Source organism: Acidovorax sp. LjRoot66 (assembly GCF_964253305.1).
Lineage (GTDB): Bacteria > Pseudomonadota > Gammaproteobacteria > Burkholderiales > Burkholderiaceae_C > Acidovorax.
Genome location: NZ_CAXUQU020000001.1, coordinates 4,313,113 through 4,335,214, shown reverse-complemented (window position 1 = coordinate 4,335,214; position 22,102 = coordinate 4,313,113). Strand labels below are relative to the sequence as shown.

Here is a 22,102-nt window from a genome sequence, read left to right as displayed (position 1 = left end):
CCTATGTCTGCAAACCCTTCACCACCCCCCACCAACGCGGTATCCCCTGACGGAATTGCCGAGCGGCTGCAGCGCGGCCAGCTGTTCGCGCCCGATTGCCCATCGCGCGCGGTGCTTCAGCATGTGACCAGCCGCTGGGGCGTGCTCGTGCTGGTGGCCCTGCTCGCGGGCACACACCGCTTCAGCGATCTGCGCCGCAAGGTAGGCGGCGTGAGCGAGAAGATGCTCGCCCAGACCCTGCAGTGGCTGGAGCACGATGGCTTTGTGCTGCGCGTTTCGCATCCAGTGGTGCCGCCGCACGTCGAGTACAGCCTGACGCCCATGGGTATTGAAGTCGCACGCCAGGTCGAAGGGCTGGTGGACTGGATCGAGGGCAACCTGCACCGCATCATGGACAAGCACCGGGCGGATGCGGCAGGCGCTGGCGCTGCCGTGCAGCCTGTCGATCCGGGTGCGGGATGGGTGTTCTCCGCAGGCCTGTAGACTGCGGTGGCTCGGGGCATGGGCCCCGCTGACTGGAGATCTGCGGGATGAACCTGTCCATCGAACCGGTGGCACCAGCGCATTTCGAGGGCCTGTGGCGCGCCCTCGACTCGGTCGCGCGCGAGAAGCGCTTTCTGGCCTTTACCGAGGCGCCGCCCTGGAAGTCCTCGCGCGCCTTTTATGAGCACATCATCGCCAACGACCAGTGCCAGGTGGTGGCCGTGGCCGACGGCCAGGTCGTGGGCTGGTGCGACGTCCTGCCCGGCACGGGGCAGACGCGGGCGCATGTCGGCACCCTGGGCATAGGGCTCATCCCCTCTGCACGGCACCAGGGCATCGGGGCCCGGTTGATGCGCGCCGCCATCGACGGCGCCTGGGCCCGGGGCTTGACGCGCATCGAGCTGAGCGTGCGTGCCGACAACACCAATGCCAGGGCCCTGTACGAGCGTTTGGGCTTTGAGCTGGAGGGCATTCGCCGCCGTTCGGTGCGCGTGGATGGTGACTACCATGACAGCCATGCCATGGCGCTGCTGCGCGAGGGCGCGTAGCGGACGTTGGCCCGACAGACACCTTTGCGGGAGCAGCCATGCACTCTGACGATGAAGCACAGATCCGGGCACTGATCGAAACCTGGATGGTGGCGACCCGTGCCGGTGACGTGGAGGCCGTGATGGGCCTGATGACCGACGACGTGGTCTTTCTCATGCCCGGCAGGCCAGCCATGTCCAGGGCCGATTTCGAGGCCGCCGCCCGGCTGCGGGCCGGCGGTGCCGGCCCCCAGGTGGACGGCACCAGCGACATCCAGGAGGTGCAGGTGGCCGGCGAGTGGGCGTTTGCCAGGTCGCAACTGAGCGTGACCGTCACCCCACCCGGCGGTGCTGCGCCGCCCACCGTGCGCTCGGGCCCGGTGCTCACCGTGTTCCGCAAGGAACGGGGCCGCTGGCTGCTGGCGCGGGATGCGAACATGCTGGCGGTGCAGGCGCCGCCCCCCACCTGATCCTGCCTGTCTCAGGCGGCCTGCGCCTCGTGCATCCGCATGTGGCCAAGGGTCAGGGCCAGGCTGTCGTGCGACAACTCGGTGGCAGCGGCCTCGGCGGAGCCGGCGGCTGCCTGCACCACGCGCTCGAACATGTGCTGCTCGTAGTCCTTCACCGCCCGGGCCCAGCCCACCTGCTCGATCAGGCGCATGGCCAGGTCGCTGGCGTCCAGCATGGCCGCATTCACCCCCTCGCCGCCAAAGGGCGACATCAGGTGGGCGGCGTCGCCCAGCAGGGTCAGGCCCTGGCGGTGCTGCCAGCGGTGGCCGACGGGCAGGGCGTGGATGTGGCGGGCGACGAAATGGTCGGTGCTGGCGCGAAACAGGTCGGTGATGCCCTCGGCGTGGTCCGCAAACTCGGCCAGCAACCCCTCGCGCACGGCTGCGGGCAATGCGAAGTCGAAGCGTTTGTGCGCCCAGTCGGTCGGCACCCTGAAGATGGCATAGCCACGCACATGGGCGTTGCCGTTGCGCTGGGCGATGATCTCCTTGCCGCCACCGCACACCTGCAGCTTGCCGCGGCCCACCAGGCGCGAGAGGGCCGGGTGCCGGGCATCGATGTCGTCAATGCCGAACTCGATGAACGTGAGCCCACTGTACTGCGGCTGGTAGGCCGACAGCAGGGGCCGCACGCGCGACCATGCGCCGTCTGCACCGACCACCAGGTCGAATGGCCCGGCCTCGCCATCGTCCCCATCGGCCAGCACCAGCTTCCAGGTGCCCTGGCCTGCATCTGCCACCTGCACCAGTTCACTGCACCAGCGCACGCAGCCGGCCGGCAGGGCATCGAGCAGCATGCTGCGCAAGGCGGTGCGGTCCACCTCGGGCCGGTTGCCGCTGCTGGCATCTGCCGATTCGAACAGCACCTGGCCTGCCCGGTCCAGCAGGCGTGAGCCCTGGTCGTCGTAGCGCGCAATGCGCTGGAAGGGCTCCAGCAGCCGGGCGCGCTCCAGCGCCAGCAGGCCTGAGCCTTCGTGCAGGTCCAGCGTGCCGCCCTGGGGCCGCACCAGCGGCCTGGCTTCGCGTTCGAACACGGTGCTGGCCATGCCGGCCAGGTGCAGTGTGCGGGCCAGCGTGAGCCCTGCGGGGCCGGCGCCGATGATGGCAATGCGGGGATAGGTCATGTGCGCCAATCAAATTAAATAGGATCCTATTTATATTAAGATAGGTACCTATGCAAAGTCAAGCAAGCTCCGTCACGATGAATCCCCTGAAGATGATCGGCCACGTGGCGCGCGGCTTCACGCGCCTGGGTGACGCCCGGCTGCGCGACCTGGGCCTGGCCATGGGCCAGTTGCCCGTGCTTGTCTCGCTCAAGGACGGCGCAACGCGCTCGCAGGCCGAGCTGGCGCAGATCGCCCAGGTCGAGCAGCCCAGCATGGCCCAGTTGCTGGCGCGCATGGAGCGCGACGGCCTGGTCCAGCGCACGCCCGATCCGGCCGACGGCCGCAGCCGGCTGGTATCGCTGACGCCCGCGGCCCGGCGCAAGCTACCCCAGGGCAAGGCCCTGCTCGATGCGCAGGTGGACGAGGCGCTGGCCGGCTTTACGCCGCAGGAGGTGGAGCAGTTGGGCGCGATGCTGGTGCGCATCTGCGGCAATCTGGAGCGCATGGAAGCGTAGCCGCGCGCGAGCGGGGCGATGGGGCAGCCGGTGGGGCTAACATCGTGTTCATGAAAAGGCCATCCCGGAACCTGAACCGGCAGCGGACCCCGCAGCAACTGGTGCGCAGGGCGCTGCGTGCCTGGGACACCGACCGGGGCTGGAGTGCCATCGTCGAAATGCAGTTGCGCGCTTCTCTGCTGCTTCTGGACCTGGTGCGCTCACTTTGTGCGAGCCGCAGTTGGAGGCGCAGGGCCCTGGGCTTGCATGTCGCGTCACAGTTGCAGCGGCGCAGGCGTTCAGGCATGGGCGGAGCGATGGAATACGCCCTGGATGCCAGGCAGGCGCTGCTGCTGGCAGGCCTGATGGATTCGCACTCCGGCGTAGTCTGTGCCGCAGTGTCGGGTCTCGGGCATCGACCACATCCAGATGCTCTGGAGACCCTGGTGGCGTTGGCGAGGCATGCCGACAGTGCAATGCGTTGGAATGTCGCCGTATCGCTGGGTTGCTACCAGGATCCGGCCGCAATCGGCGCGTTGATCCAGCTGGCAACCGACGTGGACTCGGACGTGCGCGATTGGGCCACCTTCGGCCTTGGCACCTTGCAGAACGCCGACACGCCGGGCCTGCGCGAGGTCCTGTGGCGCAATCTGGGTGATGAAGATGAGGACGTCCGGGGTGAGGCCCTGGTGGGCCTGGCGGCACGGCAAGACCTGAGGGTGATCGACCACCTCTTGGCACAACTGGGGCCCGAATGCCGGGTTTATCAGCTGGATGCGGCAGAGCAATTGGCAAGCCCCTTGCTGCTGCCCGCACTCCAGGCCCTTGCGGATGGTTTGCAGGGCAGCGAGCGGGAGGGCTATTGGTTCGGATGTCTGCAGTCCGCCGTGGAGGCCTGCTCGCCGGCCTTGGCGCCGGATTCATTGGGTTGATGCAAGGGCAATGATTTAGCATGCTTCCATGAAGCTTCACGGATACTCAAAGGAAGGCCCGCAGGATATCGGTGCGTCCGCTGAATTGGCAGAGGTGACATTGGAGGCCAGCCCGCAGGAGTTGCGCGATATCGCCGCATTCTTCCTGTCGGCTGCAGATGAAATGGACCGAATGGGCGCGGCCTATGACCATTTGCACCTGGGAGATGCCATGCCCGAATTCAGAACCTCGCCGCATTTGACGGTGTTTCGATGGGTCTCGGAAAATGATGGGTGTTGAGCCCAAGACTCTCGCGCCAGTGCACTACCTGCACCTTTTACCGGGTGGTCAACTGCCGCTGGTCTCCAACTTCTTACCAAGCCGGGTGGTGGTGATTGCCGAGGTGGATGTGGCTCCCGCATGGCGGGCGCTTGCAAGCTCCTGGCTCGTGCGTTCAGGTTGCCTTTGCATGCTGGCCTGGGGCGAGCGTTGCGACCTGTGGGATGACGTGGTGGACTGGACCTTGCTGGGAGAATTCAAGTTTGGGGATATTCCGGAAGACCGATTCGTCATGACGTCCTGGCACGAAAATCAAACGCTCGACGAGGTTTTTGCCTACTGCAAGCAGTTGGTGCTTTTTGATTCCGTGCCGTTGGCGCAAACGGTGCTCCTGCACATTGCAAGGCAGCCCGCAGCGCAACGGATCATGGACGCTTACCTGCAGGCCTGAGGCCTGTCTGCGGTCTCCCCGATCAACGGTACTTCTGCTCCAGCGCATCCCACTCGCTCTTCTTCACCAGCCGCTGCCGCTCCGCAAACGGCGCCACCAGGGCCGGGTCCTCGTCGATGCGCTTCGTGTCGCGCAGCACCGTCAGCGCCTTTTGCATGCCGGCCACCGCGCCCTGCAGCGCGGCATTGGCATACAGCACGATGCCATAGCCCAGGTCGGCCAGTTCCTCGGCGCTGAAGATGGGCGTCTTGCCGCCGATCACCATGTTCATGAGCTGGGGCTTGCTGGCCAGGCGCCGGGGCAGGGCGCGGATCTCCTCGGCCGTGGTCACGGCCTCCACGAACAGAATATCGGCGCCTGCCTCGCCGAAGCGCTGGGCACGTTCCACGGCGGCTTCGAAGCCCTGGGTGGCGCAGGCGTCGGTGCGGGCCAGGATGAGGGTGTCGGGGTCGCGGCGGGCATCCACGGCCGCCTTGATCTTGCCCAGCATCTCGTCGGTACTGATCACCTCCTTGCCGTTGAAATGCCCGCAGCGCTTGGGGCTGACCTGGTCTTCGAGCTGGATGCAGTCGGCGCCTGCGCGCTCCAGGGTGCGCACCGCGTGGTAGGTGTTGAGCGCGTTGCCGAAGCCGGTGTCGGCGTCCACGATCAGCGGCAGCTCCACCGCATCGCGGATGCGTGCCGTGTGGTCTGCGATGTCGGTCAGGCCCATGAAGGCCTGGTCCGGCAGGCCGAACCACATATTGGTCACCCCGGCGCCGGTGACGTAGAGGGCCTCGAAGCCCAGGTCGGCCACCACGCGGGCCGACAGGGCGTTGAAGGCGTCGGGAACGAGGACGCCGCGGCGCGATTCGGCTACGGCTTTGAGGGTCTTGCGGGTGGACATGGATGGGTGAGGGGATGGGAGTCGGGATTGTTCTGCGAAGGGCGTCAGAAGGCGTCGCCAGGCACATGCACCCAGCCGCTCATGAGCACGCGGGCGCTGCGGCCCATTTGGGCCTTGGTCACCGTCCATTCGCCGTTGGATTGCCGGGTGGCTTCGGCGCCCACGCGCAGCGTGCCCGAGGGGTGGCCAAAGCGCACGGCGCTGCGCGGCCCGCCACCGGCGGCCCGATTCACCAACGTGCCCGGGATGGCGGCGGCGGTAGCGATGGCCACGGCAGCCGTGCCCATCATGGCGTGGTGCAGTTTGCCCATGGACAGGGCGCGCACCAGCAGGTCCACATCGGCGGCGGCCACGGCCTTGCCGCTCGATGCGGTGTAGCTGGCGGGCGGCGCGACGAAGGCCACCTTGGGCGTGTGCTGGAGCCGGGCGGCATCCTCTATCTGAGCGATAAGCCCCATGCGCACGGCGCCATGGGCGCGGATGGCCTCGAAGCGCGCGAGCGCGGCGGGGTCGCCGTTGATCGCATCTTGCAGCTCGGTGCCGGTGTAGCCGAGGTCCGCGGCATTGACGAAGATGGTGGGGATACCTGCATTGATCAGGGTGGCACGCAGCGTGCCCACGCCCGGCACAGCGAGCTCGTCCACCACATTGCCGGTGGGGAACATGGCGCCGCCCGCACCGTCCTCGTTGGCCGCCGGGTCCATGAATGCGAGCTGCACCTCGGCCGCGGGAAAGGCCACGCCATCGAGTTCGAAATCGCCGGTTTCCTGCACCGCCCCGCTGCTGATGGGCACGTGGGCGACGATGCTCTTGCCGATGTTGGCCTGCCAGATGCGCACCGTGGCGATGCCGTTGTGCGGCACACGGGCGGCATCCACCAGCCCGTTGGCGATGGCGAACGGCCCCACGGCGGCCGACAGGTTGCCGCAGTTGCCGCTCCAGTCGACAAAGGCCGAGTCGATGGCCACCTGGCCGAAGAGGTAGTCCACGTCGTGGCCGGGCCGGGTTGTGGGTGCGAGGATCACCACCTTGCTGGTGCTCGACGTGGCGCCGCCCATGCCGTCGGTCTGCTTGCCATAGGGGTCGGGGCTGCCGGCCACGCGCAGCAGCAGGGCGTCGCGTGCGGTGCCCGGTGCCTGGGCTGCGGCAGGCAGGTCTTGCAGGCGAAAGAACACGCCCTTGCTGGTGCCGCCGCGCATATAGGTGGCGGGGATCTTGATCTGGGGTGGGTGGGGCATGTCAGGCAACCGGTGGCTGGGAGGTGGAAGCAAGAAAGTCTTGTGCAAACCGCTGCAGCACGCCGCCGGCCTCGTAGATCGAGGCTTCCTCGGCGGTGTCCAGGCGGCAGGTCATCGGCACATCGATGCGCTCGCCGCCCTTGCGCCGCACCACCAGCACGAGGTTGGCGCGCGGGCGGCGTTCGCCCACCACATCGTACGTCTCCGTGCCATCGAGGCCGAGGGTCAGGCGGTTGGTGCCGGGCTTGAACTCCAGCGGCAGCACGCCCATGCCGATCAGGTTGGTGCGGTGGATGCGCTCGAAGCCTTCGGCCGCGATTGCCTCCACCCCCGCCAGGCGCACGCCCTTGGCCGCCCAGTCGCGCGACGAGCCCTGGCCATAGTCGGCGCCAGCGATGATGATCAGCGGCTGGCCGCGCTGCATGTAGGCCTCGATGCCCTCCCACATGCGCACCACCTGGCCCTCGGGCTCGATGCGGGTGAAGGATCCCTTCTTCACCCGGCCATCCACCACGGCCATCTCGTTGACCAGCTGCGGGTTGGCAAAGGTCGCGCGCTGGGCCGTGAGGTGGTCGCCGCGGTGCGTGGCATAGGAGTTGAAGTCCTCCTCGGGCAGGCCCATTTTGTGCAGGTACTCGCCCGCCGCGCTGTCCATCAGGATGGCGTTGGAGGGCGAGAGGTGGTCAGTCGTGATGTTGTCGGGCAGCACAGCCAGCGGGCGCATGCCCTGCAAAGTGCGCGCACCCGCCAGCGCGCCTTCCCAGTAGGGAGGGCGGCGGATGTAGGTGCTCTGTGGGCGCCAGTCGTACAGCGGGCTCACGGCCGCTTCGCCGCTGGCCGCCTGCAGCCGGAACATGGGCTCGTACACGCGGCGGAAATGCTCGGGCTTGACGCTCTGTGCCACGATGGCGTCGATCTCCGCATCGCTGGGCCAGATGTCCTTGAGCGTCACGGGGCGGCCCTCGGCGTCCGTGCCGAGCACGTCCTTTTCGATGTCGAAGCGCACCGTGCCCGCGATCGCATAGGCCACCACCAGCGGCGGCGATGCGAGGAAAGCCTGTTTTGCATAGGGGTGGATGCGCCCGTCGAAATTGCGGTTGCCCGAGAGCACGGCCGTGGCGTACAGGTCGCGCTCGATGATCTCCTGCTGGATCGCCGGGGCCAGCGCGCCCGACATGCCGTTGCAGGTGGTGCAGGCAAAGGCCACGATGCCGAAGCCGAGTTGCTCCAGCTCGGCCAGCAGCCCGGCGTCCTCCAGGTACAGCTGCACGGCCTTGGAGCCGGGCGCCAGGGACGACTTGACCCAGGGCTTGCGCACCAGGCCCCGGGCATTGGCATTGCGCGCCAGCAAGCCGGCGGCGATCACGTTGCGCGGGTTGCTGGTGTTGGTGCAGCTGGTGATGGCAGCGATGATGACCGCGCCGTCGGGCATCTGGCCGGGCGGCTCGGTCCACGGCGCGGCAATGCCGCGTGCCGCCAGGTCGCTTGTGGGCAGGCGCTTGTGCGGGTTGGAGGGCCCGGCCATGCTGCGCACCACGCGGGACAGGTCGAACGACAGCACGCGCTCGTACTCGGCCGTGGCCAGGGCATCGGCCCACAGGCCGGTTGCCTTGGCATAGGTCTCTACCAGCCGCACCTGCTCCGCTTCACGGCCCGTGAGGCGCAGGTAGGCGATGGTCTGCTCGTCGATGTAGAACATCGCCGCCGTGGCGCCGAACTCGGGCGTCATGTTGGAGATGGTGGCCCGGTCGCCCAGGGTCAGCGCCGAGGCGCCGGCGCCGAAGAACTCCAGGTAGGCGCCCACCACCTTCTGCTGGCGCAGGAACTCGGTGAGGGCCAGCACGGTGTCGGTGGCGGTGATGCCGGGCTGCGGCCGGCCGGTCAGTTCCACACCGATGATGTCGGGCAGGCGCATCCAGGAGGCACGGCCCAGCATCACGCTCTCGGCCTCGAGCCCGCCCACGCCGATGGCGATGACGCCAAGTGCATCCACGTGTGGGGTGTGGCTGTCGGTGCCCACCAGCGTGTCGGGGTAGGCCACGCCACCCTGGGCATGTACCACCGGCGACATCCGCTCAAGGTTGATCTGGTGCATGATGCCGTTGCCCGGCGGGATCACCTCGACGTTCTTGAACGCCTTCTTCGTCCACTCGATGAAGTGGAAGCGGTCCTCGTTGCGCCGGTCCTCGATGGCGCGGTTCTTGGCAAAGGCCTCGGGGTCGTCGCCGCCAAACTCCACGGCCAGCGAATGGTCCACGATGAGCTGGGTGGGCACCACCGGGTTCACTTGGGCCGGGTCGCCACCTCTGTCGGCAATCGCATCGCGCAGGCCGGCCAGGTCCACCAGCGCCGTCTGGCCCAGGATGTCGTGGCACACCACGCGCGCCGGAAACCACGGAAAGTCCAGGTCGCGCCGGCGCTCGATCAGCTGGCGCAGCGATGCTTCCAGGGTGGCAGGGTCAGAGCGGCGCACCAGGTTCTCGGCATGCACGCGCGAGGTGTAGGGCAGGTGCGCCCAGGCGCCGGGCTCCAGGGCGTCGACCGCTTCGCGGGCGTCGAAATAGTCCAGCGCAGTGCCGGGCAGGTTCTTGCGGTAATTGGTGTTCATGGACGTGGGGTAGGGCGGTTCGCTTCCTGTGGAATCTACTTGCGCTCGTTGATGGGCACGAAGGCCAGGTCTTCGGGCCCGGTGTAGTGGGCGCTCGGGCGGATGATCTTGTTGTCGATGCGCTGCTCGATGATGTGCGCCGCCCAGCCGCTGGTGCGCGCAATGACGAACAGCGGTGTGAACATGGCCGTGGGCACGCCCATCATGTGGTAGCTCACGGCGCTGAACCAGTCGAGGTTGGGGAACATCTGCTTGGCCTCCCACATCACCGACTCAAGCCGCTCCGCGATGTCGAACATCTTGGTGCTGCCCGCGTCCTGCGACAGCTGGCGCGCCACGCGCTTGATGACCTCGTTGCGCGGGTCGCTCACGGTGTAGACCGGGTGGCCAAATCCGATCACCACCTCCTTGGCCTCCACGCGGCGGCGGATGTCGGCCTCGGCTTCGTCGGCGTTGTCGTAGCGCTTCTGGATCTCGAAGGCCACCTCGTTGGCGCCGCCATGCTTGGGCCCGCGCAGCGCGCCGATGGCGCCGGTGATGCACGAGTACATGTCGCTGCCTGTGCCGGCCACCACGCGCGCGGTGAAGGTGGAGGCGTTGAACTCATGCTCCGCATACAGGTTCAGCGAGGTGTGCATGGCGCGCTCCCACGCGGCCGATGGTTTCTTGCCATGCAGCAGGTGCAGGAAATGCGCGCCGATGGAGTCGTCGTCCGTCTCCACCCCGATGCGCTTGCCCTGGGTGGACCAGTGGTACCAGTACAGCAGCATGGAGCCGAGCGATGCCATCAGCCGGTCGGCGATGTCGCGTGCGCCGGGCGTGTGGTGCCCGTCCTTCTCGGGCAGCACGCAGCCCAGGGCCGATACGCCCGTGCGCATCACGTCCATGGGGTGGCTGCTGGCGGGCAGCTGCTCCAGCGCCTCCTTCACGTTGGCCGGCAGGCCGCGCAGGGCCTTCAGGCGCCCCTTGTAGGCGCGCAGCTCTGCCGTGGTGGGCAGCTTGCCGTGCACGAGCAGGTGGGCGATTTCCTCGAACTCGCAGACATCGGCGATGTCCAGGATGTCGTAGCCGCGGTAGTGCAGGTCGTTGCCCGTGCGGCCCACGGTGCACAACGCCGTGTTGCCAGCGGTCACGCCCGAGAGGGCGACGGATTTTTTGGGCTTGAAGCCGGTGGCGAGGGTGTCGCTCATGCTGGCAGTCTCCTGTTGTTGGATAGATCGGTAGGGAAAGATGGCAATGGGTCAGATGCGCCGAGGCCTGCCATCGCAGTCCACTGCCACCATCTCGAAGGCGCCGCGCAGCGCGGGCTGCTGGTGGCCGGTGTGCAGGTTCTCGGCGCTGCCGCTGACCTCCACGGTCATGGAGCTGTTGCCGGTGCGCACGACTTCTGCGGTCAGCCGCAGCGCCTGGCCCTGGGGCACGGGCGCCATGAACTGCACGTCGCTGCAGCGCGCCATCACCACGGCGCAGCGCGCATGGCGGCTGGCCGTGACGAAGGCCGCCTGGCCCATCAGCAGCAGGGCCTGGCCGCCGAACAGCGTGCCGTAGTGGTTGGTGCGGCCGGGAAACACCATTTCCGTGAAATGCATGGGCTGGTGCAGGGCGCTGGTTTGTTGCATGATTCGCAATGTACGCAAGCCCATATCCCACGTACAGGGCTGAATTGGCGAATGATTGCGAAGAAAAAATGGATGAATTGCGAATCTTGCGAATGAGTGGCTCAGAGATGGTCGCGCGATGAAGAAGACCTTCATGGGCGTGCGTCTGCGCCGCCTGCGCGAAGAGCGCGGCATGACTCAGATCGCATTGGCGCGCGCGCTCGACCTGTCGGCCAGCTACCTCAACCAGCTCGAGCAGAACCAGCGGCCGCTCACCGTGCCGGTGCTGCTCAAGATCAATGCCGTGTTCGGCGTGGACGTGCAGCGCTTTTCCGACGACGACGAGGCGCGCCTGATCACCGGCTTGCGCGAGGTGCTGGCGGACACGCCCTCCGAGCCGGGCATGGAAGGCCAGGCCGTGTCCCTGGCCGAGATCCGCGAACTGGCCTCGGGCATGCCTGCCGTGGCGCGCACCCTGCTGGCCCTGCACCAGCGCCACCGCCAGGCGCTGGAGCGGCTCGATGCCCTGGGCGCCCAGTGGGGCGACGGGCGCAGTGGAGCGCTGGCAAGCGCCAGCCATCAGCCCATGGCCTACGAGGAGGTGCGCGACTTCTTCTTTGCCCGCCACAACCACATCGCCGAGCTCGACGACGCGGCCGAGCGGCTGGCGGCCGACTGGGCGCTGCAGCCCGGCCGGGCCGACGAGGGGCTGGCGCGCCGCCTGCAGGCTGCCCATGGCGTGCATGTGGCCATGGCGGCAGAGCTGCCGGGCGGGGCGCAGCGCCACTATGACCCCGGCAGCGGGGTGCTGCAACTGGCCCGGGTGCTCGAAGCCGGGCAGCGCGCCTTCCAGATGGCAACGCAACTGGCCTTCCTGGAGATGGGCCCCGAACTGCGTCGCCTGGCCGACGGGGCTGGCCTGTCGGGCGACCAGGCGCGGGCACTGGCACGCATCGGCCTGGCCAACTACTTCGCGGGCGCCTTGCTGCTGCCCTACACCGCCTTCCTGCGCGCAGCCGAGGCGGTGCGCTACGACATCGACCGGCTGGGCCACCTGTTCGGCGTGGGCTTCGAGACGGTGTGCCACCGCCTGTCCACCCTGCAGCGGCCCAGCGCGCGCGGCGTGCCCTTCTTCTTCGTCCGCGTGGACCGGGCGGGCAACATTTCCAAGCGCCAGTCGGCCACGCATTTTCACTTCAGCAAGATCGGCGGCACCTGCCCGCTGTGGAACGTGTACGAGGCCTTTGCCCAGCCCGGGCGCATCGTGCCGCAACTGGCACGCATGCCCGACGGCCGGGCCTACCTGTGGGTGGCGCGCACCGTCACGCGCGGCGGTGGCGGGGCAGGGGGCTGGGGCGCGCCGGGCAAGGAGTTCTCGGTGGCTCTGGGCTGCGACGTGCGCCATGCCGCGCAGCTCGTGTACTCGCGCGGCCTGAACCTGGCCGACCCCGAGGCGGCCGTGCCCATCGGCATGGGCTGCAAGGTCTGCGAGCGCGAGGCCTGCCCGCAGCGCGCGTTTCCGCCCATCGGCCGGGCGCTGGATGTGAATGAGAATCGAAGCCGTTTTGCGCCCTACCCGGTGATCGGTGGGTGATCCTCGGGGGCGACAAAAAAACCCGCCCTTGGTGTTGCATAAACGGTACGGCAAAAACAGCGGCGTTGTTACAAGATGTGGACCCTTGCATGCCGGATGAGGGGCCGAATCCCGCTATCCTCAGGGGCTGTTGCGGCAGTGCCCTGGTACGCCGTGTGCAACCCTGTCTGGCTTTCGCTGACTCCCTGCTCTGAATGGCTTTGCTACCCCTCAACGGCTTCTACCGGCATTGGTTGCCTGGCCTGGGCGTGGCTGCGGCTGGCTTGCTGCTGAGCTTCGGCCTGGCGCGGCAGCAGGCCGATGCCACCGATGCCGTGGCCAAGGCGCGCCTCACGCAGGAGACACGGCTGTTCACCGACGCGCTGGTCCAGCGCATCGCTACGCACACCGAAATCGTGCATGGCCTGCGCGGACTGTTTTCTGCCAATCCAAAGCTCACGCGGGCCGAGTTCGAACAGGTGGCCAGCGAGCTCGACATCTCCGAGCGCTACCCCGGCGTGCGCAACCTGTCGTTCACACGCCGGGTGGCGCTGGCCGAGAAAGCCGACTACGAAGCCCGTGTGCGGGGCGACACCTCGATCAACCCCGCCGGCTATCCCGAGTTTTCGATCCGTCCGCCCGGCGAGCGCCCCGAGTACTTCGTAGCCGAGTACCTGTGGCCCATGAAGGGCAACGAGGCCGTGCTGGGCCTCGACATCAGTGCCCAGCCCACCAACCTGGCGGCCATGCAGTACAGCCGTGACAGCGGCCACACTGTGGCCTCGGCCCCGTTCGACCTGGTGCAGGAGCAGACACACCGCACGGCCTTCGTGATCCGCGTGCCAGTGTTCGACCGTTCGGGTGTGACCGATCTCAAGCCGCAGGTGTTCATCGGGGCCGTGGCCGCCACCATCCGGGTCTATGACCTGGTGCGCTTCATGCGCGGCGAGGGCCTGCTCAATGGCATAGCGGTCTCCATCACCGACCAGGGGCCCTCCCGCCCCGGCGCCACCGACACCACGGTGCGCGTGCTGCTGCCGCCCACCGCAGAGGCCTTGCCGGGCTCGGTGCCCTATGAGCGCGACATCCTGGTGCACGACCGGCGCTGGCGCCTGCGCTTCATGCCCACGCAGTCACTGCTGTCGCTCTCCGAGCGCAGCCTGCCCTGGGCGGCAGGGGCTTCGGGGGCCCTGGTGTCGTTGCTGCTGGCGGCACTGGTCACGCTGCTGGCGCGCCAGCGCACGCAGGCCCTGGCGCGTGCGCAGGTGTCTGACGAGGCCCGGCGCGAAAGTGAAGACCGCTTTCGCGCCCTGTTCAACCAGGCCGCCGTGGGTGTGGCGCAGATCGATACCCAAAGCGGGCGCTTCGTGCGCATCAACCAGAAATACTGCGACATCCTGGGCTACTCGGTGCCGGAGATGCGTGCGCTCGATTTCCGGGCCATCAGCCAGCCCGGGGACCTGGCGCTCGATCTGGCCCAGATGGAGCGCCTCAAGTCCGGCGAGATCCACGAGTTCCGCATGGAAAAGCGGTACTTCCACAAGAACGGCTCCGAGATCTGGGTGGACCTGACGGTTTCGCCCATGTGGACGCCGGGCACTGCACCCGACTTCCACATGGCCGTGGTGCAGGACATCAGCGAGCGCAAGCGCATGGAGCACACGCTGCGCGGCAACGAGGCGCACCTGCGCGGCATTCTGCAGCGCCTGCCCATGGGGCTGTGCCTGGTGCAAAAGGACGGCACCATCTCGTTTCGCAACGAGCGCTTCCTGCAGATCTGCGGCTATACCGCCCAGGACGTGCCCAATGTGGACGTGTGGTGGCAAAAGACCTACCCCGACCCCGAGGAGCGCGAGGTGATGCGCAATGCCTGGCGCGAGGAGCGCCAGCGCGCGGACGACAGCGACGGCATCATCGCCGCCGCCGAATACCACTTTCTGTGCCGCGACGGCGTGGTGCGCCCGGTGGAGGTGGCCGGCGTGCGCATCGGGGACGACCACCTCGTCACCCTGCAGGACCTGAGCCAGCGCAAGGCGGCCGAGCATGAAATCAAGAATCTGGCCTACTATGACCCGCTGACGCAGTTGCCCAACCGCCGCCTGCTCATCGACCGGCTGCAGCAGGCATTGGCCACCAGCGCGCGCCACCAGAGCCACGGCGCGCTGCTGCTGCTCGACCTCGACAACTTCAAGACCCTGAACGAGACCCAGGGCCACGACAAGGGCGACACCTTGCTGCTGCAGGTGGCCAACCGTCTGCGCGCCTGCGTGCACGAAGACGACACCGTGGCGCGCCAGGGCGGCGACGAATTCGTGGTGTTGCTCGAAGACCTGGGCGCCACGCCCGAGGAGGCCGCCGCACGCTGCGAGGAGGCCGGCCAGCGCATTCTGGCCGTGCTGCGTGAACCTTACGCCATTGGCGCCGAGGCGCACCACAGCTCGCTGAGCATGGGCGTGACCCTGTTCAGCGGCGTGCGCGAGACGGTGGACGAGCTGCTGCGCCGCGCCGACCTGGCCATGTACCAGGCCAAGTCGGCAGGCCGCGACACGCTGCGCTTTTACGACCCCCAGATGCAGGCTGCCGTGAGCGCCCGCGCGGCCATGGAGCTGGACATGCGCGTGGGCATGGCCCAGGGCCAGTTCGAGCTGTACTACCAGGCGCAGATCGACCAGGGCCGCATCACCGGTGCCGAGGCGCTGCTGCGCTGGCGCCACCCGCGCGACGGCTTCGTCTCGCCGGCACAGTTCATTCCGCTGGCCGAGGAGAACGGCCTGATCCTGCCGCTGGGCGAATGGGTGCTGCAGGTGGCCTGCCAGCGGCTGGCCCGCTGGGCACATGAACCCGCCCTGGCGGGTCTGGGCCTGGCCGTGAACGTGAGCCCGCGGCAGTTCCACCAGAGCGGCTTCGTGGCCCAGGTGCTGGCCGCGCTGGCGGGTGCTGGCGCCGACGGCAACCGCCTCAAGCTGGAAATGACCGAGGGCCTGCTGCTCTCGGACGTGGAAGACACCATCGCCAAGATGGGCCAGCTCAAGGCCTATGGGGTCGGTTTTTCGCTGGACGACTTCGGCACCGGGTACTCGTCGCTGTCCTACCTCAAGCGGCTGCCGCTGGACCAGCTCAAGATCGACCAGAGCTTCGTGCGCGACGTGCTCACCGACCCCAACGACGCGGCCATCGCCCGCACCGTGGTGGCGCTGGGCACCAGCCTGGGCCTGCGCGTGATCGCCGAAGGCGTGGAGACCGAGGCCCAGCGCGAGTTCCTGGCGCGCAACAACTGCCATGCCTGGCAGGGTTATCTGCTCAGCCCTCCTTTGCAGGTGGCCGAGTTCGAGGAATTGGTGCGCCGGCATAACGCCCCGGGCCTGCCCCTGGCATGAGCTTGCCACCGGCTGCACAAGCCCTTTGCACCATCTGACCCGCGCCATGCTTTTCAATACGAGGCGATCGCAGCGCCAGGCCCAGCCACCTCCCGAGGCGTTCGATGCCCAGCGCGAGAAGTCGGCCATTGCCGAAATGCTGCTCAAGAGTTCTGCCAAGCTGATCCTCGGGCGGGGCGAGCTGGAGATCATCCGCGGCATCTGCCAGGCGATCGTCGAGGTCACGCCCCATATCCGCCTGGCCTGGACCTGGTTCGGCCCTTCGGACACGCAATCCATCCGCCCCCAGGTGTTCGCCGGCCCGGCGGTCGCATATGCCGAGGCACTGCACATCGAGCGCAACCTGCTCACGCAGATCGGCCCGGCCTTCTCCACCCTGGACGGCAAGCCTGCGCAGGCCTTCACGGTGTCGCAGTATTCGCTGTACGGCCCGTGGCGCGAGGCCGCGCGCGAGCATGGCATCCGCCACGTGTTGGCATTGCCGATCCGCTCCACCTTCAATGGCTACAGCGGCATGTTCGTGCTGTATGCAGACCGCGATGGCTACTTCGACGACCTGGGGGTGGGGCTCTTCTCGGGGCTGGCCGAGCTGTTCGGCTCGCTCATGACGGTGGCCGCCGAGCGTGTTGAGCTGGAACGCGCGGCCTACCACGATGCGCTCACCGGCCTGCTCAACCGGCACGCCCTGGACCTGATCGACCGGCGGCTGTACCGCACCTCGCTGTTCGAGCCGGCCTCGTCCATCCTGATGCTGGACCTGGACCATTTCAAGAGCATCAACGACCGTTTCGGCCACGATGCGGGCGACGCGGCGCTGCAGGCCGTGGCCCGGGTGCTGCGGGACGCCCTGCGCCGGGGCGACGAGATCATCCGCTGGGGCGGTGAGGAATTTCTGGTCTGCCTGCCCCAGACCCCGCTGGCCGACGCCCTCAAGGTCGCCGAGAAGCTGCGCCGCGGGGTGGAGGGGGTCACCGAGCCCGAGCCGCTAAGCGTCTCCATCGGCGCCTGTGAGGTGCTTGCGATGCAGCACCTGGCGCAGGCCATCGCGCGCGCCGACCAGGCACTGTTCGACGCCAAATCCCAGGGGCGCAACCAGGTGCGCGTGGTGCAGTGAAACCCGCCTGGGCAGCGGTTCAAAATTGATAGCTGCCAGCGCTTGGCAGGCAAGCGATGGAGTCGGTATTTGTTAAATATTGCAGATGGATGCAGGGGGATTGTCTTCGAGGGGGCTCCCTGGCGCGGGAGCCGGCAGGCGGCGCGGTATCATCCCGCTCTATATTTGCCGGTATTTTTCCGTCTGGCGCCTGTGCGCCCCCTTGCGCCACTCCCATTTTTGCCCGCCCCCTGACACGTGCGTCTCACCTCCATCAAGCTTTCCGGCTTCAAGTCCTTCGCTGAGCCCACCAACTTCATGCTGCCGGGGCAACTCGTGGGCGTGGTGGGCCCCAACGGCTGCGGCAAGTCCAACATCATGGATGCGGTGCGCTGGGTGCTGGGCGAGAGCAAGGCCAGCGAGCTGCGTGGCGAGTCTATGCAGGACGTGATCTTCAGCGGCACCACCACCCGCAAGCAGGCCAGCCGCGCCAGCGTGGAGCTGGTGTTCGACAACTCCGACCACCGCGCCGGTGGCCAGTGGGGCCAGTACGGCGAGGTGGCGGTGCGCCGCGTGCTCACGCGCGACGGCACCAGCAGCTACTACCTCAACAACCAGCCCGTGCGCCGGCGCGACGTGCAGGACGTGTTTCTGGGCACGGGCCTGGGGCCGCGCGCCTACGCCATCATCGGCCAGGGCACCATCAGCCGCATCATCGAGTCGCGCCCCGAAGAGCTGCGCCTGTTCCTCGAAGAGGCTGCCGGCGTCTCCAAGTACAAAGAGCGCCGCCGCGAGACGGAAAACCGCCTCTCGGACACGCGGGAGAACCTCACGCGGGTGGAAGACATCCTGCGCGAGCTCAACGCCAACCTCGAAAAGCTCGAAAAGCAGGCCGAGGTGGCCGCCAAATACAACGCGCTGAACGCCGACGCCACGCTCAAGCAGCACCAGCAGTGGTTCTTGAAGCGCGCCGATGCCGAGGCCGACCAGGCCAAGGTGCGCCTGGATGGCCTGCAGGCCGTGAACGACCTCGAATCGCGCATGGCCGACCTGCGCGCCGTCGAGTCCGACCTCGAGACCATCCGCCAGGCGCACTATGCTGCGGGGGACCACGTCAACCAGGCCCAGGGCAAGCTCTACGAGGCCACGGCCGAAGTCGGTCGCCTGGAGGCCGAGATCCGCTACGTGGTGGAAGGCCGCCTGCGCGTGGAGCAGCGCCTGGTAACCCTGGCCGAGCAGATCGCCCAGTGGTCCGCGCGCAAGGAAGAGGCCGACATCGAGCTCGAAAACCTCGCCGGTGCCGGTGTGGACGCCGAGGAGCGCGCCGAGCTGCTGGCCGCCCAGGTGGAAGAGCAGGCCATGCAGCTGCCCGACCTCGAAGACGCCCTGCGCCAGGCGCAAAGCCGCACCTCCGAGCAGCGCGCCAGCGTGGTCCAGGTGCAGCAGCAGATCGGCGTGCTGGCCGCCGAGCAGCGCAGCATCGACGAGCAAAGCCGCCAGTTCGATGGCCGCTACGAGCGCCTGCGCGCCGACCGCAATGCCCTGGCCGCGCCCGACGAGGCGCGCCTGGCCAACCTGCAGGAACAACTGGACGAGGCCCAGGAACTGGCCGAGACCACCGAGGCCCGCCTGGCCGAGCTGCAGGAGGCCGTGCCGCAGCTGGACGACGACCGCCGCGCCCGCCAGCAGGCCGTGAACAGCGAAAGCGCGCGCCAGGCCGACCTGTCGGCCCGCATGGAGGCCCTCAAAGCCTTGCAGGAAAAGGTCAAGACCGATGGCAAGCTGCGCCCCTGGCTGGCCAAGCACGGCCTCGATAGCCTGCAGGGCCTGTGGAGCCGCATCCACATCGAACCGGGCTGGGAAAACGCGCTTGAAGCCGCGCTGCGCGAGCGCCTGGCCGCACTCGAAGTCGGGCGCCTGGACATGGTGCGCGGCTTCCTGGGCTCGGGCGGCACCGATGCGCCGCCGGCGCGCCTGGCGTTCTACAGCATGCCTTCCGCCGGCACGCCCGAAGCCGCTTCGCCGCATGCGCGCCTGTCCGACCTGCTGCGCCTGAACGACGCCGGCCTGCGCGCCGTGCTGGTCGACTGGCTGCAGGGCTGCTATACCGCCCCCACGCTCGATGAAGCGCTGAACCGCCGCAGCACGCTGCTACCGGGCGAGGTAGTCTTTGTGCCTTCGGGCCATGCCGTCAGCGCGCACAGCGTGAGCTTCTATGCCCAGGACTCCGAGCAGTCGGGCATGCTGGCCCGTGCGCAGGAGATCGAGCACCTGGAGAAGGAGCTGCGCGCCCAGGCCCTGATCGCTGAGGAATCGCGCACCGCCCTGGTCCGTGCCGAGGCCGCATATGCTGACGCATCGCAGCGCCTGGTGGGTGCCCGCCGCGAGGCCACCGAGGCCCAGGGCCGGGCCCATGAGCTGCAGGTGGAGACCCTGCGCCTGACCCAGCTGGCCGAGCAGACGCGTGCGCGCAGCGCACAGATCGGCGCCGACATCGCCGAGATCGAGGCGCAATTGGCTGACCTGCAGGAGCGCCGCGTGGCCGCCGAGGCCCGCTTCGAAGAGCTGGACATGCAGCTGGCCGACAGCCAGGAGCGCGAGGCCCAACTGGGCGACCGCGTGATCGAGGCCGAGCGCAAGCTGGCCGCCTGCCGCGAGCAGCAGCGCACGCTGGAGCGCCAGGCGCAGGAGGCCACCTTTTCGCAGCGCAGCCTGGAGGCGCGCCGCGGCGAACTCAACCGCTCCATCGAGACGGCGAACCAGCAGGCCGCCTCGCTCACCGACGAGCAGCAGCGCGCCCGCGACGAACTGGCCCGCCTGTCCGACGCGGCCGCCCAGGGCGGCCTGCAGGCCGCGCTGGACGTGAAGATGGAGCGCGAGAAGGCCCTGTCTGCCCAGCGTGGCGAGTACGACGACCTGACCGCCAAGCTGCGCGCCAGCGACGAGCGGCGCATGCAGCTCGAGCGCGCGCTCGATCCGCTGCGCGCGCGCATCACCGAATACCAGCTCAAGGAGCAGGCCGCGCGCCTGGGCCTGGAGCAGTACACCACCTTGCTCGCCGATGCCCAGGCCGACCTGGAGGCCGTGGCCCAGTCGATCGCCGACGGCAACGTGCGCGTCTCTGGCCTGCAGGGCGAAATCGACCGCCTGCACCGCGAGATCGCGGCCCTGGGCGCGGTGAATCTGGCGGCGCTGGACGAGCTCAAGCTGGCCAGCGAGCGCAAGATCTTCCTGGATGCGCAGACGGCCGACCTGACCGAGGCCATGAACACGCTCGAAGACGCGATCCGCAAGATCGACGGCGAAACGCGCCAGTTGCTCTCGGGTACCTTCGACACCGTCAACGGCCATTTCGGGCGCATGTTCCCCGAGCTGTTCGGGGGTGGCCAGGCCCGGCTCATCATCACCGGCGACGAAATCCTCGACTCCGGCGTGCAGGTGATGGCCCAGCCCCCGGGCAAGAAGAACCAGACCATCCACCTGCTGTCGGGTGGCGAGAAGGCGCTCACGGCGATTGCGCTGGTGTTCGCCATCTTCCAGCTCAACCCCGCACCGTTCTGTCTGCTGGACGAGGTGGACGCGCCGCTGGACGACGCCAACACCGAGCGCTATGCCAAGCTGGTCTCCAGCATGAGCAAGAGCACGCAGTTCCTGTTCATCAGCCACAACAAGATCGCCATGGAAATGGCCGAACAACTGATCGGCGTGACCATGCAGGAGCAGGGCGTCTCGCGCATCGTGGCAGTGGACATGGAATCGGCCCTTTCGATGGCCGATGCATGACATGATGACCAAGACAAGCTTCCGCAGCCTTCCCGCCGGGCACGGACCGGACCGAGATCTATGAGCACATTGCAACTGAGTCTGGCGATCATCGGCGGCCTGGTGCTGGCCCTCATCGTGGCCTACAACGCCTGGACGTCGCACCGCAACGCGCCGCGGCGCGCCTCGCCCGAGGAGCCCGAGCACGGGGCCGACCCGGCGCTGCGCCAGGAGCCCGGTTTCGATGCCGGTGCCACCCAGCTCACGGCGGCGGAACTGGACAGCCTGGACCGCGGACCCGACCCCTCGGTGCACACGGTGGACGTGCTCGATGCGCTGCAGATGCCGGTGCCGCCGATGTCGCTGGAGCGCCGGCCGGGGCTCGACCCGCTGATCGACGTGATCGCCACCTTGCAGCCCGAGCTCATCGTTTCGGGCGATGCCGCGCTGGCCGCCATGCCGCCCACCCGCCGCGCGGGCAGCAAGCCCTTTGCCATCGAAGGCTACAACGAAGCCACCCAGCAGTGGGAGACGCCGTCGCCCGGCCAGCGCTACCAGAGCTTCCAGGCTGGCGTGCAGCTGGCCAACCGCATGGGCGCGCTCAACGAGATCGAATACTCCGAATTCGTGGTCAAGGCCCAGGCCTTTGCCGATGCGGTGAACGCCGCCCCCGACTTTCCCGACATGCTGCAGGAAGTGGCCCGTGCCCGCGAGCTCGACCAGTTCGCCAGCGACCACGATGCGCAACTGGCCTTCATGCTGCGCGCGCGCCAGGCCGCCTGGAGCCCCGGCTACATCCACCAGAACGCCGCGCGCCTGGGCTTCGTGTCCGGCGCCATGCCGGGCCGCCTGGTGCTGCCCACGGGCAGCCCGGGCCTGCCGCCGCTGCTCACCCTGGGCTACGACACGCAGGCCGCACTGGCCGATGACCCGGACCAGTCCGCCATCCGCGACGTGACGCTGAGCCTGGATGTCTCCCAGGTGCATCGCGGCGAACAGCCGTTCACGCGCCTGCGCGAAGTGGCCTCAGCGCTGTGCGAGGCCATGGACGGCGTGCTCTGCGACCAGAACGGCCACCCGCTGCCCGCCATGGCCATGGACCCGATCGCGGCCGACCTGGAGCTGCTGTACGACCAGCTCGACGGGCGCGAGCTGTCGGCCGGCTCGGTGCTGGCGCGGCGCCTGTTCAGCTGAGTGGCCGGGCAT

Annotated in this window: 18 protein-coding genes; 12 read left to right on the top strand and 6 right to left on the bottom strand. The window is 68.1% G+C overall.

All coding sequences use genetic code 11. The features are described 5' to 3' along the window. Positions 1-3 precede the first annotated feature (3 nt). From ACSQ3Y_RS20365 to ACSQ3Y_RS20355, 3 genes are read left to right on the top strand one after another with little or no spacing between them, the layout of a single operon-like run. Complete coding sequence (locus tag ACSQ3Y_RS20365; RefSeq protein ID WP_436178656.1) at positions 4-483, top strand: winged helix-turn-helix transcriptional regulator; 480 nt, start codon at positions 4-6, stop codon at positions 481-483. Positions 484-530: 47 nt separating this feature from the next. Continuing rightward, positions 531-1,031, top strand: coding sequence for an N-acetyltransferase family protein (locus ACSQ3Y_RS20360; RefSeq protein WP_436178655.1), 501 nt, complete (start codon positions 531-533; stop codon positions 1,029-1,031). A gap of 38 nt (positions 1,032-1,069) precedes the next feature. Next, positions 1,070-1,480, top strand: coding sequence for a YybH family protein (locus ACSQ3Y_RS20355; protein ID WP_436178654.1), 411 nt, complete (start codon positions 1,070-1,072; stop codon positions 1,478-1,480). 11 nt (positions 1,481-1,491) lie between these two features. On the opposite strand, the gene ACSQ3Y_RS20350 is transcribed toward ACSQ3Y_RS20355, so the two are convergent. Then, complete coding sequence (locus ACSQ3Y_RS20350; protein ID WP_057267833.1) at positions 1,492-2,643, bottom strand: FAD-dependent oxidoreductase; 1,152 nt, start codon at positions 2,641-2,643, stop codon at positions 1,492-1,494. A gap of 77 nt (positions 2,644-2,720) precedes the next feature. Between ACSQ3Y_RS20350 and ACSQ3Y_RS20345 the strand changes: the two genes are divergently transcribed. Genes ACSQ3Y_RS20345 through ACSQ3Y_RS20330 form a run of 4 tightly spaced genes read left to right on the top strand, consistent with a single transcriptional unit; the run spans position 2,721 to position 4,761 of the window. Then, positions 2,721-3,140: a MarR family winged helix-turn-helix transcriptional regulator gene (locus ACSQ3Y_RS20345; protein WP_157412546.1), complete on the top strand. Its 420-nt coding sequence runs from the start codon at positions 2,721-2,723 to the stop codon at positions 3,138-3,140. A 50-nt stretch (positions 3,141-3,190) separates the two neighbouring features. Beyond that, positions 3,191-4,051, top strand: coding sequence for a HEAT repeat domain-containing protein (locus ACSQ3Y_RS20340; RefSeq protein ID WP_436178653.1), 861 nt, complete (start codon positions 3,191-3,193; stop codon positions 4,049-4,051). Between the two features lie 28 nt (positions 4,052-4,079). After that, the gene (locus tag ACSQ3Y_RS20335) at positions 4,080-4,331 is read left to right on the top strand and encodes an Imm32 family immunity protein (RefSeq protein ID WP_436178652.1); all 252 of its coding nucleotides are present in this window, start codon (positions 4,080-4,082) and stop codon (positions 4,329-4,331) included. A gap of 19 nt (positions 4,332-4,350) precedes the next feature. Next, on the top strand, positions 4,351-4,761 hold the full coding sequence (locus ACSQ3Y_RS20330; protein ID WP_436178651.1) for a DUF7684 family protein: 411 nt from the start codon (positions 4,351-4,353) through the stop codon (positions 4,759-4,761). Positions 4,762-4,783: 22 nt separating this feature from the next. On the opposite strand, the gene ACSQ3Y_RS20325 is transcribed toward ACSQ3Y_RS20330, so the two are convergent. Genes ACSQ3Y_RS20325 through ACSQ3Y_RS20305 form a run of 5 tightly spaced genes read right to left on the bottom strand, consistent with a single transcriptional unit; the run spans position 4,784 to position 11,112 of the window. Beyond that, positions 4,784-5,647 (bottom strand): isocitrate lyase/PEP mutase family protein, encoded by an 864-nt coding sequence (locus ACSQ3Y_RS20325; RefSeq protein ID WP_436178650.1) that lies wholly within the window; start codon positions 5,645-5,647, stop codon positions 4,784-4,786. A 44-nt stretch (positions 5,648-5,691) separates the two neighbouring features. Continuing rightward, entirely contained in the window at positions 5,692-6,885 is a 1,194-nt protein-coding gene (gene prpF / locus ACSQ3Y_RS20320) for a 2-methylaconitate cis-trans isomerase PrpF (protein WP_436178649.1), read from the bottom strand. 1 nt (position 6,886) lies between these two features. Continuing rightward, complete coding sequence (acnD, locus tag ACSQ3Y_RS20315; RefSeq protein WP_428000485.1) at positions 6,887-9,493, bottom strand: Fe/S-dependent 2-methylisocitrate dehydratase AcnD; 2,607 nt, start codon at positions 9,491-9,493, stop codon at positions 6,887-6,889. A gap of 35 nt (positions 9,494-9,528) precedes the next feature. After that, positions 9,529-10,683 carry a bifunctional 2-methylcitrate synthase/citrate synthase gene (gene prpC / locus ACSQ3Y_RS20310; protein WP_057203235.1) on the bottom strand — a complete coding sequence of 385 codons (1,155 nt, stop codon included), beginning with the start codon at positions 10,681-10,683 and terminating at the stop codon, positions 9,529-9,531. 51 nt (positions 10,684-10,734) lie between these two features. After that, on the bottom strand, positions 10,735-11,112 hold the full coding sequence (locus ACSQ3Y_RS20305; RefSeq protein WP_235516155.1) for an acyl-CoA thioesterase: 378 nt from the start codon (positions 11,110-11,112) through the stop codon (positions 10,735-10,737). A 118-nt stretch (positions 11,113-11,230) separates the two neighbouring features. Here ACSQ3Y_RS20305 and ACSQ3Y_RS20300 point away from each other — a divergent pair, with 118 nt between their 5' ends. The 5 genes from ACSQ3Y_RS20300 (at position 11,231) to ACSQ3Y_RS20280 (ending at position 22,090) form a co-directional block, all read left to right on the top strand. After that, complete coding sequence (locus ACSQ3Y_RS20300) at positions 11,231-12,685, top strand: short-chain fatty acyl-CoA regulator family protein (protein ID WP_436178648.1); 1,455 nt, start codon at positions 11,231-11,233, stop codon at positions 12,683-12,685. A gap of 194 nt (positions 12,686-12,879) precedes the next feature. Then, positions 12,880-16,041: a bifunctional diguanylate cyclase/phosphodiesterase gene (locus ACSQ3Y_RS20295; protein ID WP_436178647.1), complete on the top strand. Its 3,162-nt coding sequence runs from the start codon at positions 12,880-12,882 to the stop codon at positions 16,039-16,041. 46 nt (positions 16,042-16,087) lie between these two features. After that, complete coding sequence (locus tag ACSQ3Y_RS20290) at positions 16,088-17,155, top strand: GGDEF domain-containing protein (RefSeq protein ID WP_057267874.1); 1,068 nt, start codon at positions 16,088-16,090, stop codon at positions 17,153-17,155. A gap of 237 nt (positions 17,156-17,392) precedes the next feature. Next, the gene (gene smc / locus ACSQ3Y_RS20285) at positions 17,393-20,917 is read left to right on the top strand and encodes a chromosome segregation protein SMC (RefSeq protein WP_436178646.1); all 3,525 of its coding nucleotides are present in this window, start codon (positions 17,393-17,395) and stop codon (positions 20,915-20,917) included. 60 nt (positions 20,918-20,977) lie between these two features. Then, positions 20,978-22,090 carry a cell division protein FtsZ gene (locus ACSQ3Y_RS20280; protein ID WP_436178645.1) on the top strand — a complete coding sequence of 371 codons (1,113 nt, stop codon included), beginning with the start codon at positions 20,978-20,980 and terminating at the stop codon, positions 22,088-22,090. Positions 22,091-22,102 lie beyond the last annotated feature (12 nt).